This window comes from Pseudomonas sp. P1_A1 (genome assembly GCF_056406935.1).
Genome location: NZ_JBFTZE010000008.1, coordinates 78,115 through 92,771 on the forward strand (window position 1 = coordinate 78,115; position 14,657 = coordinate 92,771).

Here is a 14,657-nt window from a genome sequence, read left to right on the forward strand (position 1 = left end):
GGGGTGGACGAGTGTTGCTCCTCGCTCGCATCGGCGAGCCCTCACTCGATATTGGTCCGTCCCCGACCGGGATTGGTGCCTGATGAACGACGAGCGGTGTGGCCCAGGCTCCTCAGCCGACGCCGATTTCTTCCTTGAACAGTTCCATGAATCCCTTCAAGCGTTGATGGCGAACCTGTGCCAGACGCTGGCCGGTGGTCGTTTGGAAGCCATCCGCCAGGTGCAGCAGCTTGGTCTGGAAATGATCGAGGCAAAAGCGTTTGTCGTCGTAGTCCCGCTCGTTTGCCTCCGGGTCTACAGGGTCGTACAGCGCGCTGCCCATGCGCCCGGCAATGTAGAAGGTACGCGCCACGCCGAGCATGCCAAGGGAGTCGAGGCGGTCGGCGTCCTGGATGATTCGGGCTTCGAGGGTCGTAGGTGTGATGTTGGCGCTGAAGCTATGGGCCTCAATGGCATGGACGACCGCGGTGATTTTTGCGTCGGGCCAATCCATGGCTGTCAGCACTGTCGACGCTTTCTGCGCCGCCAGCCGTGACGCCTGGGAACGCAGCGGCGAGTTCTTCTCCACCGCCACGCAATCGTGCAACAGCACGGCGGCCAGCAGCACCTCAAGATCACCGCTTTCTTCAGCATGAAGCGTGCGCACGTTGTGCCATACCCGTTGCAAGTGCGACAGATCGTGGGCGCCGTCCTCGCCAGGTTCCAGCGCGTGGGGTAGCAGTTCAGAAGCCAGATTCTGCAGAGGTGCGAAAGCAGCGGTGCTCATAAATGTCCTAAGTATGAAAACGCTTTTGTGGCGAGGGAGCCTGCTCCCGTTGGGCTGCGCAGCAGCCCCGACCCCAGAAGGCACGGTATTTCAATTAGACCCGCGTCGCCAGTTTTTGCGACTGCTTTGCCCGAACGCGGACCGGCCGACGGGAGCAAGCTCCCTCGCCACATTGCTTTCAAATGTGACGAGCGCCGCGCGCGGACTTAGTATGGCGTTTTCAACTTTTGACAAGGCACGTCCATGACGATCGAAATCCGCCCGGCAACCCCCAGCGATGCTCCGCAAATCCTCGCGTTCATCACTGAACTGGCCGACTTCGAACGTGCCCGCCACGAAGTCATCGCCAGCGTCGCCGACATCGAGCGCAGCCTGTTCAGCGAAGGCGCCACCGCCCATGGCCTGATCTGCCTGCGCGATGGCTCGCCGATCGGCTTTGCGGTGTTCTTTTTCAGCTATTCCACCTGGCTGGGCAGCAACTGCCTGTACCTCGAAGACCTCTACATCACTCCCGAACAACGTGGCGGCGGTGCCGGTAAAACCTTGCTGCGCCACCTGGCGAAAATCGCCTGTGCCAATGACTGCGGCCGTTTCGAATGGAGCGTGCTGGACTGGAACAAACCGGCGATTGAATTCTACAAATCCCTCGGCGCACAACCGCAGGAAGAGTGGGTGCGGTATCGGATGGATGGGGCGGTGTTAAGGGATTTTGCCGAGGGCGGCTGATCGATTGATGGCGATCTGATACGCATCGGTTGTCTACACCGCTCTAGTCCGGCATTCTGTGCGCCTTTTGCGCGCTCACGGACGACACTTGCAATGCCCTTGGCACTCTTTCTCCACGCCCGTGGCGCCTTTGCTACGTCAATGAGTGACTGGCGATGAGCGGACTTCGGGCGACGATGCGTTTGTATGGCCTGGTGAAAAACCTTGGCTCCACGGACGACCGCCATCGCCAGCCGGTGGACATCCTTTGCACTCTCAACCGCACGGGCGGTAAGGCGATCCGGGCGTTCGTCTCGCGTCTGGATGCCGAGTTGATGACGCGTAGTCGCGGTCTTGAGGAGTATCGCGTTGTCCCGCTTCGCACGTTCGATCCAAATCAGTTGATCCAGGATCATCAGGGCTGGCTGACGCTACACGTCTGCTGTGGCTTCGTTGTCCTGGCGGATCAATCGTTATTGAATGATGGCACATTGCTTCCCGTGGGCTGGTACGTCTATTCCGACATCGGTCAATGGACCGCAGAGCATTACATCGACTTCGGCCCGCAGATGACCAGCCTGCTGCAAACATCCTATGACCGGATCGGCTTGCGCGACTACAACGCCTGGCTCAACGACTTCGACAGCGTCTCGGATGCGGATCTGGAATGGCAAGTCGCCGAGGCCTGGCAAACCCTTCACAACGTTTCATCTCCCAGCCATGACGATTGTCACGCGCTATTCGACCCGGTCGATAACCGCTGGCGCTTCGCCGCGGCCGAAATTGATGTCTATCAGCCTCACCCGGAATCTCAGAAGCAAGGAGCTTTGACTTGAGTGGAAAACCCGCTGCGCGCGTCACCGACCCGACCGCGTGCCCGTTGCCGGGCCATGGCACCAACCCGATCGTGTCCGGTTCCCCGGATGTGTTCTTCGACGGCCTCGGCGCTGCACGCATGACCGATAAATCCGCCTGCGGCAGCCCGATCACCGGCGCCGTCTCCAGCACGGTATTTATCAATGGCCTCAACGCTGCAACGCTCGATAGTACTGGTGGTCACGGCAACGTGGTGGTTGGTGGCTCCGGAACTGTGATTATTGGGCAAAGTGGAGGAGGCGCTGCATTTAGTGGATTGCTGCCGATGCCGGTGCACTTCACGGACAGGTTGCAAGTGGTCAATGAGGCGACTGGAAAGCCGGTTCCCTATCACCCCTACACCATTCAGCGTGGGGACGGCAGCGAAGAGCATGGCATCACGGATGCATCTGGGTTTACCCATACCGTCAGTTCGCATTTGGCTGAAACCATTAAATTGTTTGTGGAGTGACCAAGGATGGCCGGTGAAAACGCCACGGTAGAAACACCCTTGGCAAAAAGAGAGGTAAAAACTCATACGCTTACGTGCAAGACAGATCAGTCTGTCAAACAAATTTCTGTTGGGTTGCGAGATTTGGTTATATTTTTTATCGGTGGCGCGGGGGATCAAGAAAGTTATTATCTTACTGGGCCGAATAATAACATTGGTTATGTTCGTGATATAGCTATTGCAGATGCAAAAAAGTTGAATATATTTAATCGCTGTCCTTCGTGGGCTCTCAGCTATAATGCATTTATTAGTGATGAAGACTTAGAGAGGAATGTAATCAGTCGAATACCTAATTGCTCAACAGCGGTTTACATTGTGGGCCATAGTCTCGGTGGATGGAATGGTGCTCATCTATCCAGTGTTTTGACCGATAGGGGGTTTAAAGTAAAGATGTTGATGACTTTAGATCCTGTCGGTGAGGGTAAAGTTGTTTACGGTATATCAAACATTTACAGGCGAGAGCCAAAGCCGAAAGCCGAATACTGGGTGAATATTCGAGCAGCTGCTGTCAACTGGAATTTTTCGGATCTGGTGGCAGACTTTGGTGAGCAATGGGAAGTCACGCAAGGTCCGAATGTCATGGGCAGGGTCGATATCAATCATGCGGATGCCAACCTGATGTTTATGCAAGTATTGCCAACCGGAAAGTCGGCTCGTCAGATATTCAATGAGTCGATTTTAAGCTATTTCAGGGAGTGATATCTGTATGCGTAAGCTCTGTCTTTTTTTTGTAATTTTAATGTGCTCGGCCTGTTCTTTAAATCATGGAAAACCTATCGCTACGCTCCATTATTCAAAAGTTGAACAGCTTCGAGATACAGGTATCTATCAAGTTTATTTTACGTCTGATGTGGCGATTCTCGGATTGTTCAAGTCACGAATTGGTGAAGGGCTTGTATGTTCGTTGGAAGATGACATGGATTTCTCTCAAGCGCATCGCATTAGACGTTCCGGTTTTGGCTTTGTAGAAAGGGTTGTGGACAGTCCACAAGAAATCTATAAGGCTGACGTTATTTTCAGTGAGTCTGAAAGTGGTAAGGGAGGGGAGAAGTATTTGCAGGGTGAAGCATTAGTCCCGTTGTTGAGAGGGCGTGATTATATTTCTTGTGTGTTTAGAGTTCATACCACCACATACAAGACGTATTTCTCAAACCTCATGTATGTACCGGTCGGAGAGTTGTTGAAGGCTGCCACTAAAAAGTAAAAGTAGAAAACTCCCTCCCAATAAGGCTCGCTGTTTTAAAAGGGCAAGCGGCCTTGTCACTCCGTTGCTTCCCAGGTACCGCTCATCAAACTCTTGAAAATCCCGGTCTTCCCTCCAACGAAGGCCGATTTTCAGTACGTATACCCCTGACTGAAATCAGCAATCTCGGCGGTCTCACCCACGCGGTGGGTGAGGCCGCGTTGCAGAGCTTTGGCGAAGAAAATCTAGCTATATTTGTAAATCCCACAATATGGGAATGATATTTATATATTGAGATTTTCCTGCGTGCAGGTTTATAGTCCAGCTCACTCACTGCCAAAAAACAAAACAGGTGAAGCGATGCTGGCGCAATTGATCGCGCTCGATTGGGGGACAACCTCATTACGTGCTTACAAACTCGGCTTCGGTGGCCAGGTGCTGGAACAGCGGGCGCTGTCGTCCGGGATCATGCAACTGCCCAAGACGCCGCGAACCATCGCCGGTCAGGCATGCGCCGACGGTTTTGAACTGGCCTTCGATGAGGCTTGCGGTGACTGGCTCGACGCGCAGCCCGATGTGCCAGTGATTGCCTGTGGCATGGTCGGCAGTGCTCAGGGCTGGCGCGAAGCGGCTTACTGCGACACGCCGGCGAACGTCGCCAATCTCGGAACTTCCCTACAAACCGTTCGCAGTCTTCGCGGTGTCGATGTGCACATCGTGCCGGGTGTTATTCAGCGTTCGCACTTGCCCAACGTCATGCGTGGCGAGGAAACCCAGGTTCTCGGCGTATTGCAGAATCTGCCGGGCGAGGCGGGTAGCGATCTGTTGATCGGCCTGCCGGGCAGTCATTCGAAATGGGTGCAAGTGGCCGACGGCTGCATCGTGCATTTCGATACCTTCATGACCGGCGAAGTCTTCGCCGTGCTCAGCGAACACAGCATTCTGGGGCGCACTCAGCAGCGCGGCGGGGCTTTTGATGGCGATGCTTTTGACCGTGGCGTGCAAGTGGCGCTGTCGGCGGATGGCGAGATCGGGCCGCTGTCGACGTTGTTCAGTGCCCGCAGCCTGGGGCTGACCGGCGAGCTGAGCGCTACCGCTCAGCCGGACTATCTGTCCGGCCTGTTGATCGGCCATGAACTGTCGGCCCTGGCCAATGTTCAGCGGCGTCGACGCAATAGCGTGCACCTGCCCTCGATCATCCTTATCGGCAATGCCCAACTCTGCACTCGCTACAGCCGGGCGCTCGACGCCTGCGGTTTTACCCGGGTAACCCTGGCCGAGCAGGCCACCGAACGCGGCTTGTGGCAGTTGGCGGTCGCCGCCGGACTTATCACTGCAAACCTATCCCGTTAAACCTGACTGGAGGTCTGACATGCTCAAGCAAGCATTGGCACAAAACGGTCTGATCGCGATCTTGCGTGGCCTGCGTCCGCAAGAGGCGGCAGCCGTCGGCGAAGTCTTGTACTCGGCCGGATTTCGCGTCATCGAAGTGCCGCTTAATTCCCCTGAGCCGTACGAAAGTATCCGCATCCTGCGCAACACATTACCCGCCGATTGCCTGATCGGCGCGGGCACGGTGTTGACGCCAGAACAGGTCGAGCAAGTGAAAGCGGCGGGCGGCCAGGTGATCGTCATGCCCCACAGCGATGCCAAGGTGTTGCGCGCGGCGAAGGCAGCAGGGCTGTTGCTGTCGCCGGGCGTGGCGACGCCGACCGAAGCCTTTGCCGCGCTGGCCGAAGGGGCGGATGTGCTGAAGATGTTCCCGGCCGAGCAGATGGGCCCAGCCGTAGTGAAAGCCTGGCTGGCGGTGTTGCCGGCAGGGACGGTGCTGGTGCCGGTGGGCGGGATTACGCCGGACAACATGCAGGTGTTTGTCGAGGCCGGCGTCAAAGGTTTCGGTCTCGGCTCCGGGTTGTTCAAACCGGGCATGACGGCTGACGAAGTGGCGGTGCGCGCCAAGGCGTATGTCGCTGCATGGAACGCTCTGCGTTAAGACTTTCTGGCGCTGTGAGCGCTGCATCTACAAGAGAGACAATAGAGATGAAAATCACCAAACTCACCACTTTCATCGTTCCGCCGCGCTGGTGCTTCCTCAAGGTCGAAACCGACGAGGGCGTGACCGGTTGGGGCGAGCCCGTGGTTGAAGGCCGCGCACACACCGTCGCTGCTGCGGTCGAGGAATTGTCCGACTACCTGATCGGTAAAGACCCCCGCAATATCGAAGACATCTGGACCGTGCTCTACCGTGGCGGTTTCTACCGGGGCGGGGCGATCCACATGAGCGCCCTGGCCGGTATCGACCAGGCGTTGTGGGACATCAAGGGCAAGGCGCTGGGTGTGTCGGTCAGCGATTTGCTGGGTGGCCAGGTTCGGGACAAGATCCGGGTTTATTCGTGGATCGGTGGTGATCGTCCGGCGGACACCGCGCGTGCTGCGAAAGAAGCCGTCAGCCGTGGTTTCACCGCGGTGAAAATGAACGGCACCGAAGAGCTGCAGTTCCTCGACTCCTTCGAGAAAGTCGACCTGGCGCTGGCCAACGTTGCCGCTGTGCGCGATGCGGTCGGTCCGAATGTCGGCATCGGCGTGGATTTCCATGGTCGGGTACACAAGCCGATGGCCAAGGTGCTGATGAAGGAACTTGACCCGTACAAACTGATGTTCATCGAAGAGCCGGTGCTCAGTGAAAACTACGAAGCGCTGAAAGAACTGGCGCCGCTGACCAGCACTCCGATTGCCCTTGGCGAGCGGTTGTTCTCGCGCTGGGATTTCAAGCGTGTGCTCAGCGAAGGCTATGTCGACATCATCCAGCCCGATGCGTCCCACGCGGGCGGTATCACCGAAACCCGCAAGATCGCCAACATGGCCGAAGCCTACGACGTGGCGCTGGCGCTGCATTGCCCGCTGGGCCCGATTGCCTTGGCGGCGTGCCTGCAACTGGACGCGGTTTGCTACAACGCGTTCATTCAGGAACAGAGCCTGGGCATCCATTACAACGAAAGCAACGACTTGCTCGATTATGTGAAAGATCCGCGGGTGTTCGACTACGACAAAGGCTTCGTGAAGATCCCCAATGGGCCGGGCCTGGGGATCGAGATCAACGAGGAGTACGTGATCGAACGCGCCGCCGTCGGCCACCGCTGGCGCAACCCGATCTGGCGCCATGCCGATGGCAGCTTTGCCGAGTGGTGATCCTCACGCGGTGATCGTTCCCACGCAGAGCGTAGGAACGATCAACCACCATGACCTCAATAAACATAAGAAGAGGCACCCCCATGCAACCGCAAACCCTCACCGGGCAGGCGTCGTTGGTGACGCCCAGTCGCAAGCGTTTTTTCATCATGGTCCTGTTGTTCATCACGGTGGTGATCAACTACCTGGACCGCAGCAACCTGTCGATTGCCGCCCCGGCGCTGACCAGCGATCTGGGCATCGATCCGATTCATGTCGGGCTGATTTTTTCCGCCTTCGGCTGGACCTACGCCGCCATGCAGATCCCCGGCGGCTGGCTGGTGGACCGGGTGCCACCGCGCATTCTCTATAGCGTCGCATTGCTGCTGTGGTCGCTGGCCACGGTGATGCTCGGCTTCGCCGCCAGTTTTATTGCATTGTTCGTGCTGCGCATGGCGGTCGGTGCCCTGGAAGCGCCGGCGTACCCGATCAACAGCCGCGTAGTGACAACCTGGTTCCCCGAGCGCGAACGCGCCACCGCCATCGGTTTCTACACCTCCGGGCAGTTCGTCGGCCTGGCGTTCCTGACGCCGGTGCTTGCCTGGCTGCAACACCAATATGGCTGGCACATGGTGTTCGTCAGCACCGGTGTGGTGGGCATCCTTTGGGCAGTGATCTGGTACGCGGTGTATCGCGAACCACGGGATTTCAAGGGCGCCAATGACGCGGAAATCGAGCTGATCCGCGAGGGCGGCGCTCTGGTGGATATCCAGGCCGAAGCCGCAAAGGCCAAGGTGAAGTTCAGCTGGATCGACCTCGGGATCGTCTTGAGCAAACGCAAGTTGTGGGGCATTTACCTCGGCCAGTTCTGCCTCAACTCGACCTTGTGGTTTTTCCTGACGTGGTTCCCGACCTATCTGGTGAAATATCGCGGCATGGACTTCATCAAGTCTGGCTTGCTGGCGTCGCTGCCGTTTCTCGCAGCGTTTGTCGGCGTGCTGTGTTCGGGGTTCTTCTCGGACTTTTTGATCCGTCGCGGCTGCACGGTGGGCTTCGCGCGCAAGTTACCGATCATCGGTGGTTTGCTGATTTCCACCTCGATCATCGGCGCCAATTTCGTCGAGTCGACGCCGCTGGTGATCGCCTTCCTCGCGCTGGCCTTCTTCGGTAACGGTCTGGCCTCGATCACCTGGTCGCTGGTGTCGACCCTGGCCCCGGCCCGCTTGCTCGGACTGACCGGTGGGGTGTTCAATTTCATCGGCAACCTGGCGGCGATTACCACGCCGATCGTCATCGGTTTCCTTGCTTCCGGTGATTCGTTTGCCCCGGCGATCACCTATATCTCGGTTCTCGCGTTGCTGGGCGCGCTGTCCTACGTATTGCTGGTGGGCAAGGTCGAGCGTATCAAGTTGTAGTCGCAGCCGTCGGGCGACCATAATGCCGCCCGTTCCCTCGCTCAACGGTAAAGGCTGGATATGCAGGAAGACGCCCCAAAAATCGCCAAGGACACCGCGCCGACCGGCACCCAGACACTGCTTCGTGGCCTGGGTGTGGTGCAGGCGGTGGCCAGTGGCGCCCGCGATCTCAAGGAAATCGCCCGGCTGATCGGCACGACGCGCAGCACCACCCATCGCCTGGCCAGCTGCCTGGTGGATGAGCGTTATCTGCGGGTGGTACCGCAAGTCGGTTATCTGCTGGGGCCGAAACTGATCGAACTGGGTTTCCAGGCACGTGAAGAGCTGCCGTTGGTGACGCTGGCCGGGCCGTATCTGGATGAGTTGTCGGCGTTGACCGGCGACACCATTCACCTGGCGATTCGTGAAGGCGACGAGGTGCTGTACCTGCTCAAGAATCCGGGGCGCAACGGCCCGGAAATGCGTTCGCGGGTCGGCCATCGCATGCCGTTGGCGCGTACCGGGATTGGTAAGGCGCTGATGCTTGATGACTCGCAGGAAGAATGGCAACGGCTGTATGAAATCAGCTTGCCGGTGGGTGGGAAAAATCAGTTCTGGCCGCAGCACCCGGAGCAATCCTGGGAACAGTTTCAGCAGCGCATGATCGAGTACGTGGCTGGTGGCTACGCTTTCGACCTGGAAGACAACGAACCGTCGATCCGCTGCGTGGCGGCACCGATTCGCGATGCCAGCAAGCGCATTGTCGCCGGCATCAGCATCGCCAGCACCGTGCCGTACATGCCGCTGGAAAAAATGGCCGAGCTGATTCCCCTGATCAAAGGGGTCACAGCCCGGCTTTCGGCGGAGCTTGGTTTGAAGGTGTAAGCCGCGAAGATTTAGACCTTCAGCGTCGCCATGTCGATCACGAAGCGGTACTTCACGTCACCGGCGATCATGCGGGTGTAAGCCTCGTTGATCTGACGGATGTCGAGCATTTCGATGTCGCAGGTGATGCCGTGCTCGGCGCAGAAATCCAGCACTTCCTGGGTTTCGGCGATGCCGCCGATCAGGGAGCCGGCCAGCACGCGACGACCCAATACCAGTTTGGCAGCATGCACCGGCGGATCGATCGGCTCGATCAAGCCCACCAGAATGTGTACGCCGTCGAAACGCAGGGTATCGAGGTAGGGATTGAGGTCGTGCTGCACCGGAATGGTGTCCAGCAGGAAATCGAATTGTCCGGCGGCGGCCTTCATCTGTTCGGCATCGGTGGACACGATCACGTGGTCCGCGCCTTGGCGACGACCTTCTTCAGCCTTGCTCGCCGAGCGGGTGAACAAGGTCACTTCTGCGCCCATCGCCTTGGCGAACTTGATGCCCATGTGACCGAGGCCACCCATGCCGAGAATCCCGACCTTGTCACCGGCCTTGACGCCATAGTGTTTGAGCGGTGAGTAGGTGGTGATGCCGGCACACAGAATCGGCGCGGCGCTGGCCGGGTCGAGTTTCTCCGGGATGCGCACGACAAAGTGTTCGCTGACCACGATGCTGTCGGAGTAACCACCCATGGTGTTGCTGCCATCAACCCGGTCCGGGGTGGCGTAGGTCATGGTCGGACCTTCGAGGCAGTATTGCTCCAGATCCGCCTGGCAGGCTTCGCAATGGCGGCACGAGTCGACCATGCAGCCGACACCGACCAGATCGCCGACTTTGTGTTGGGTAACGTTCGCACCGACGGCGGTCACTTTGCCGACGATCTCATGGCCGGGCATCAACGGGTAAACAGCAATGCCCCACTCGTTGCGCGCCTGGTGGATGTCGGAATGGCAGACGCCGCAGTAGAGAATCTCGATCGCCACATCGTCGGCCCGTGGGCTGCGGCGTTCGAATTTCATCGGGGCGAGGGGAGTGGTGGACGACTGAGCGGCGTATCCGATGGCGGTGTACATGGTGAACCTCGCAAAGCAGTGACAGGTGAGGCGAGCCATTCTGGGCGCCGCACGGGTGACCGGCCATGGCGATTCCTCCGGGTGTCATGCCTAATCCTCCGGTATGCGCCGTTGATTGGCCGCATTGGCGTTCAGACCTGCGATGATGTTTTCATCCCTTTTTTCGCGACTTTTTTGTGAAGAGCTCTCCATGTTGTTGACCCGTCATCTCGATGCCAATGCCACGCTGGTTTCGCTGATCCAGCCGCTGACCACCCGCGATGGTTTCACGCCTACCACGTTGCCGGGCGTGCAGATTTTGCGGGCCAGTTGTGATTTGGCCCGTGGCCCGCAAATCTACGAGCCAAGCCTGGTCATCATCGCCCAGGGCAGCAAGTTGGCGTATCTGGGGTCGCGTACTCTGGAGTACGGCGCCGGGCATTATTTGATTCAGGCGTTGCCGGTGCCGTTCGAGTGCGAGACGTTTTCCGCGCCCGATGGCCCGATGCTGGGCATTTCCATCGCCATTGACCGGGTGTTGCTCGGTGAGTTGGTGCTGGCCATGGGGCTGGCGTCGGGGCGCTGTATCGCGGCGCAGACGCCAGAGTCCATGACGTCGGCGGTGCTCGATGATGCGATGCGTGGTTGTGTTGAGCGGCTGTTGCGCTGCCTGCACGACCCGCTGGAAAGCCAGGTTATGGGACAGGCGCGATTGCGTGAGTTGTTGTTCGTCGCCTTGCGTGGGCCGCAAGCCGATGTATTGCGGGCGCTGGTGGAGCAACAGGGGCAGTTCGCCCGGATCGCGGCCTCCCTGAGCCATCTGCATGCGCATTACACCGAGCCGCTGAACGTCGAAGCCCTGGCCAGTTGCGCGAACATGAGCGCATCGACGTTTCACGAGCATTTCAAACGCTGCACCTTGTTGTCGCCAGTGCAGTATTTGAAGCGTTTGCGTTTGCTCAAGGCCCAGCGCTTGCTGCAGGGCGAAGGATTGGGCGTGGCCCAGGTGGCGCATCGGGTGGGGTATCAGAGTACGTCGCAGTTCAGCCGAGAGTACAAGCGCTACTTCGAGCGTAATCCGGGGGATGAGCGCGCAGCCTGATCCACAGGTTCTTGTGGTGACGCTTGAATTGCGGGCAACAAAAAGGCCCCCGTTCAGGGAGCCTTGTTGTTCAGACGGTCGACTTACATGTTCGGGTAAGTCGGGCCGCCAGAGCCTTCCGGCGCCACCCAGGTGATGTTCTGTGCAGGATCCTTGATGTCGCAGGTCTTGCAGTGAACGCAGTTCTGGGCGTTGATCTGGAAGCGCTTCTCGCCGTCTTCCTGGGTGACCACTTCGTACACGCCGGCCGGGCAGTAACGCTGGGCAGGTTCATCGTACAGCGGCAGGTTCTTGCTGATCGGGATGCTCGCGTCGGCCAGCTTCAAGTGGCACGGCTGCTCTTCTTCGTGGTTGGTACCGGAGATGAACACCGAGCTGAGTTTGTCGAAGCTGATCTTGCCGTCCGGTTTCGGGTAGTCGATCTTCTTGCAGTCGGCCGCCAGTTTCAGGCACGCGTAATCCGGCTTGGTGTCGCGCAGGGTGAACGGCAGTTTGCCGCCGAAGATGTTCTGGTCGATCCAGTTGAAGCCAGCGCCGAGGATCGGGCCGAACTTGTGCATCGCCGGGCCGAAGTTGCGGCTGGCGAACAGTTCGTCGTAGAGCCAGCTCTTCTTGAACGCTTCGACATAAGTGGTCAGCTCTTGCGTGCCGTCCAGATCGGCAAACAGCGCGTCGGCCACGGCGTCAGCGGCGAGCATGCCGGACTTCATCGCCGTGTGGCTGCCCTTGATCTTGGCGAAGTTCAGGGTGCCGAGGTCGCAACCGATCAGCGCGCCGCCCTTGAAGACCATTTTCGGCAGCGAGTTCAGGCCGCCTTTGCAGATGGCGCGAGCGCCGTAGCTGACGCGCTTGCCGCCTTCCAGGTATTGCTTGAGCACCGGGTGATGCTTGAGGCGCTGGAACTCATCGAACGGCGACAGGAAGGTGTTGCTGTAGGAAAGATCGACGATCAGACCGACCACCACCTGGTTGTTTTCCAGGTGATAGAGGAACGAGCCCCCGGTGTTCTCGGTGCCCATGATGTCCAGCGGCCAGCCCGCGGTGTGGACCACCAGGCCTGGCTGGTGCTTGGCCGGGTCGATTTCCCAGATTTCTTTCAGGCCGATGCCGTAATGCTGGGCGTCGGCTTCGCTGTCGAGGTTGAAACGCTTGAGCAGCTGCTTGCCGATGTGGCCGCGGCAACCTTCGGCGAACAGCGTGTACTTGGCACGCAGTTCCATGCCTGGGGTGTACAGGCCTTCCTTCGGTTTGCCTTCGCGGTCAACGCCCAAATCGCCGGTGATGATCCCGCGGACTACGCCGTTCTCGTCGAACAGCGCTTCCTGGGCGGCGAAGCCCGGGTAGATTTCCACGCCCAGGTTCTCGGCCTGCTGGGCCAGCCAGCGGCACAGGTTGCCCAGGGAGATGATGTAGTTGCCTTCGTTGTGCATGGTCTTGGGCACAAAGAAGTCTGGAATCTTCTGCGCGCTGTCAGCGTTTTTCAGAACGAAGATGTCATCGCGGGTGACTGGCGTGTTCAGCGGCGCGCCGAGTTCTTTCCAGTCCGGGAACAGTTCGTTCAGGGCCCGTGGTTCGAACACGGCACCGGACAGGATATGAGCGCCGACTTCGGAGCCTTTTTCGACCACGCAGACGCTGATTTCCTTACCGGCTTCGGCGGCCTTCTGCTTCAAACGGCAGGCGGCGGACAGGCCAGCGGGGCCGGCACCGACGATGACCACGTCGAATTCCATGTATTCGCGTTCCACAGGCTATCTCCTACTCAAGGCTCAACAGTTTTTTTTCTAATTGGAGGTTGGGTGTCGCATTCATGAATTCCCCACAGTGCGGCACAGAGGACAATCGATGAACCACCTTTCTCTCTGGGTGGCGCATTATATCTACACCACTCTTAGCGTCCAATACAAACGTTTGTTTGAATCGGCTCAAAGCCAGATAAATCAAAGTCACGCGGCTTATGACTGGCCATTTTGCCGTATTGACCGGAATAGGTGTTCCGGTCAAGATACGGGCGGTTTTGCGCTCGCCGTAGGCTGAATGTAGGTTTCAAGAGCACCTCTAAAGACAGGGCGATGGCAGTACAAGGTGAAGCGCCGCGCAGGTATCGCGTGCAGTTTACACGCCACGGTAATGAATGACTTGTCGGTCACCACTGACGAACGGTCATCAGCCTCGTGAGCAAGGTTCACCCGATACACCTGCCAGCGTTTTTAGAGGTGCCCTTGCGCCGATGAGCATCAACCGCCAGGTTCGCCTAGGCGACTTTCTTTTCACCGGAGAGTAACGAGGAATCCATGAAGGTTCTTGTAGCTGTCAAACGCGTTGTGGATTACAACGTCAAGGTTCGCGTCAAGGCGGACAATTCCGGCGTCGACCTCGCCAACGTCAAGATGTCGATGAACCCGTTCTGCGAAATCGCCGTGGAAGAAGCCGTACGTCTGAAAGAGAAAGGCGTGGCGACTGAAATCGTCGTCGTCTCCATCGGCCCATCCACCGCCCAAGAACAACTGCGCACCGCGCTGGCTCTGGGTGCCGACCGCGCCATCCTCGTCGAATCCGCTGAAGATCTGACTTCCCTGGCCGTGGCCAAGCTGCTCAAGGCTGTTGTCGACAAGGAGCAGCCACAGCTGGTGATCCTCGGCAAACAAGCCATCGACAGCGATAACAACCAGACTGGCCAAATGCTCGCAGCATTGAGCGGCTACGGTCAGGGCACGTTCGCGTCGAAAGTCGAAGTGTCCGGCGATACAGTTGCCGTGACCCGCGAAATCGACGGCGGTGCGCAGACGGTTTCCCTGAAACTGCCGGCCATCGTCACCACCGACCTGCGTTTGAACGAGCCGCGCTACGCGTCCCTGCCAAACATCATGAAAGCCAAGAAGAAGCCTCTCGAAGTGCTGACTCCGGACGCTTTGGGCGTTTCCACCGCCTCCACCAACAAGACCCTGAAAGTCGAAGCGCCAGCTGCACGCAGCGCGGGTATCAAGGTCAAGTCGGTGGCTGAACTGGTCGAGAAACTGAAAAACGAAGCGAAGGTAATCTAAT

General features: G+C 58.4%; 15 protein-coding genes. 12 read left to right on the forward strand and 3 right to left on the reverse strand.

The window, feature by feature from the left end; translation table 11 throughout:
* Nucleotides 1-112: 112 nt before the first annotated feature.
* A complete protein-coding gene (locus tag AC1D2Q_RS13950; RefSeq protein ID WP_019582749.1) occupies nt 113-766 on the reverse strand; it encodes an HD domain-containing protein in 654 nt (217 codons plus the stop codon).
* Nucleotides 767-1,009: 243 nt separating this feature from the next.
* Here AC1D2Q_RS13950 and AC1D2Q_RS13955 point away from each other — a divergent pair, with 243 nt between their 5' ends.
* The 10 genes from AC1D2Q_RS13955 (at nt 1,010) to AC1D2Q_RS14000 (ending at nt 9,467) form a co-directional block, all read left to right on the forward strand.
* Entirely contained in the window at nt 1,010-1,492 is a 483-nt protein-coding gene (locus AC1D2Q_RS13955; RefSeq protein ID WP_477813535.1) for an N-acetyltransferase family protein, read from the forward strand.
* 155 nt (nt 1,493-1,647) lie between these two features.
* Nucleotides 1,648-2,307: a hypothetical protein gene (locus AC1D2Q_RS13960; protein ID WP_477813536.1), complete on the forward strand. Its 660-nt coding sequence runs from the start codon at nt 1,648-1,650 to the stop codon at nt 2,305-2,307.
* Nucleotides 2,304-2,798, forward strand: coding sequence for a PAAR domain-containing protein (locus tag AC1D2Q_RS13965; RefSeq protein ID WP_477813537.1), 495 nt, complete (start codon nt 2,304-2,306; stop codon nt 2,796-2,798). The genes AC1D2Q_RS13960 and AC1D2Q_RS13965 overlap by 4 nt, the downstream gene beginning before the upstream one ends.
* 6 nt (nt 2,799-2,804) lie before the next feature.
* Nucleotides 2,805-3,536 (forward strand): alpha/beta hydrolase, encoded by a 732-nt coding sequence (locus AC1D2Q_RS13970; RefSeq protein ID WP_477813538.1) that lies wholly within the window; start codon nt 2,805-2,807, stop codon nt 3,534-3,536.
* Nucleotides 3,537-3,543: 7 nt separating this feature from the next.
* Nucleotides 3,544-4,041, forward strand: coding sequence for a hypothetical protein (locus AC1D2Q_RS13975; RefSeq protein ID WP_477813539.1), 498 nt, complete (start codon nt 3,544-3,546; stop codon nt 4,039-4,041).
* A 339-nt stretch (nt 4,042-4,380) separates the two neighbouring features.
* The gene (locus tag AC1D2Q_RS13980) at nt 4,381-5,373 is read left to right on the forward strand and encodes a 2-dehydro-3-deoxygalactonokinase (protein WP_477813540.1); all 993 of its coding nucleotides are present in this window, start codon (nt 4,381-4,383) and stop codon (nt 5,371-5,373) included.
* A gap of 19 nt (nt 5,374-5,392) precedes the next feature.
* Complete coding sequence (locus tag AC1D2Q_RS13985; protein ID WP_477813541.1) at nt 5,393-6,013, forward strand: 2-dehydro-3-deoxy-6-phosphogalactonate aldolase; 621 nt, start codon at nt 5,393-5,395, stop codon at nt 6,011-6,013.
* A 47-nt stretch (nt 6,014-6,060) separates the two neighbouring features.
* Complete coding sequence (gene dgoD, locus AC1D2Q_RS13990; RefSeq protein WP_007903915.1) at nt 6,061-7,209, forward strand: galactonate dehydratase; 1,149 nt, start codon at nt 6,061-6,063, stop codon at nt 7,207-7,209.
* Between the two features lie 83 nt (nt 7,210-7,292).
* Nucleotides 7,293-8,603, forward strand: coding sequence for an MFS transporter (locus AC1D2Q_RS13995; protein ID WP_477813542.1), 1,311 nt, complete (start codon nt 7,293-7,295; stop codon nt 8,601-8,603).
* Between the two features lie 60 nt (nt 8,604-8,663).
* On the forward strand, nt 8,664-9,467 hold the full coding sequence (locus tag AC1D2Q_RS14000) for an IclR family transcriptional regulator (protein WP_477813543.1): 804 nt from the start codon (nt 8,664-8,666) through the stop codon (nt 9,465-9,467).
* 11 nt (nt 9,468-9,478) lie between these two features.
* Here the strand turns inward: AC1D2Q_RS14000 and AC1D2Q_RS14005 are convergent, their stop codons facing one another.
* Complete coding sequence (locus AC1D2Q_RS14005) at nt 9,479-10,531, reverse strand: NAD(P)-dependent alcohol dehydrogenase (protein WP_477813544.1); 1,053 nt, start codon at nt 10,529-10,531, stop codon at nt 9,479-9,481.
* Between the two features lie 190 nt (nt 10,532-10,721).
* Here AC1D2Q_RS14005 and AC1D2Q_RS14010 point away from each other — a divergent pair, with 190 nt between their 5' ends.
* Nucleotides 10,722-11,612: an AraC family transcriptional regulator gene (locus tag AC1D2Q_RS14010; RefSeq protein WP_477813545.1), complete on the forward strand. Its 891-nt coding sequence runs from the start codon at nt 10,722-10,724 to the stop codon at nt 11,610-11,612.
* An 83-nt stretch (nt 11,613-11,695) separates the two neighbouring features.
* Here the strand turns inward: AC1D2Q_RS14010 and AC1D2Q_RS14015 are convergent, their stop codons facing one another.
* On the reverse strand, nt 11,696-13,360 hold the full coding sequence (locus AC1D2Q_RS14015) for an electron transfer flavoprotein-ubiquinone oxidoreductase (protein WP_477813546.1): 1,665 nt from the start codon (nt 13,358-13,360) through the stop codon (nt 11,696-11,698).
* A 546-nt stretch (nt 13,361-13,906) separates the two neighbouring features.
* On the opposite strand from AC1D2Q_RS14015, the gene AC1D2Q_RS14020 reads away from it, so the two are divergent.
* Nucleotides 13,907-14,656, forward strand: coding sequence for an electron transfer flavoprotein subunit beta/FixA family protein (locus AC1D2Q_RS14020; RefSeq protein ID WP_007903904.1), 750 nt, complete (start codon nt 13,907-13,909; stop codon nt 14,654-14,656).
* Nucleotide 14,657: the final 1 nt, after the last annotated feature.

Bases quoted from the DNA above. Each gene is read 5' to 3' on its own strand.
- AC1D2Q_RS13950 (WP_019582749.1), bottom strand. From the start codon at position 766: ATGAGCACCGCTGCTTTCGCACCTCTGCAGAATCTGGCTTCTGAACTG.
- AC1D2Q_RS13955 (WP_477813535.1), top strand. From the start codon at position 1,010: ATGACGATCGAAATCCGCCCGGCAACCCCCAGCGATGCTCCGCAAATC.
- AC1D2Q_RS13960 (WP_477813536.1), top strand. From the start codon at position 1,648: ATGAGCGGACTTCGGGCGACGATGCGTTTGTATGGCCTGGTGAAAAAC.
- AC1D2Q_RS13970 (WP_477813538.1), top strand. From the start codon at position 2,805: ATGGCCGGTGAAAACGCCACGGTAGAAACACCCTTGGCAAAAAGAGAG.
- AC1D2Q_RS13975 (WP_477813539.1), top strand. From the start codon at position 3,544: ATGCGTAAGCTCTGTCTTTTTTTTGTAATTTTAATGTGCTCGGCCTGT.
- AC1D2Q_RS13980 (WP_477813540.1), top strand. From the start codon at position 4,381: ATGCTGGCGCAATTGATCGCGCTCGATTGGGGGACAACCTCATTACGT.
- AC1D2Q_RS13985 (WP_477813541.1), top strand. From the start codon at position 5,393: ATGCTCAAGCAAGCATTGGCACAAAACGGTCTGATCGCGATCTTGCGT.
- dgoD (WP_007903915.1), top strand. From the start codon at position 6,061: ATGAAAATCACCAAACTCACCACTTTCATCGTTCCGCCGCGCTGGTGC.
- AC1D2Q_RS13995 (WP_477813542.1), top strand. From the start codon at position 7,293: ATGCAACCGCAAACCCTCACCGGGCAGGCGTCGTTGGTGACGCCCAGT.
- AC1D2Q_RS14000 (WP_477813543.1), top strand. From the start codon at position 8,664: ATGCAGGAAGACGCCCCAAAAATCGCCAAGGACACCGCGCCGACCGGC.
- AC1D2Q_RS14005 (WP_477813544.1), bottom strand. From the start codon at position 10,531: ATGTACACCGCCATCGGATACGCCGCTCAGTCGTCCACCACTCCCCTC.
- AC1D2Q_RS14010 (WP_477813545.1), top strand. From the start codon at position 10,722: ATGTTGTTGACCCGTCATCTCGATGCCAATGCCACGCTGGTTTCGCTG.
- AC1D2Q_RS14020 (WP_007903904.1), top strand. From the start codon at position 13,907: ATGAAGGTTCTTGTAGCTGTCAAACGCGTTGTGGATTACAACGTCAAG.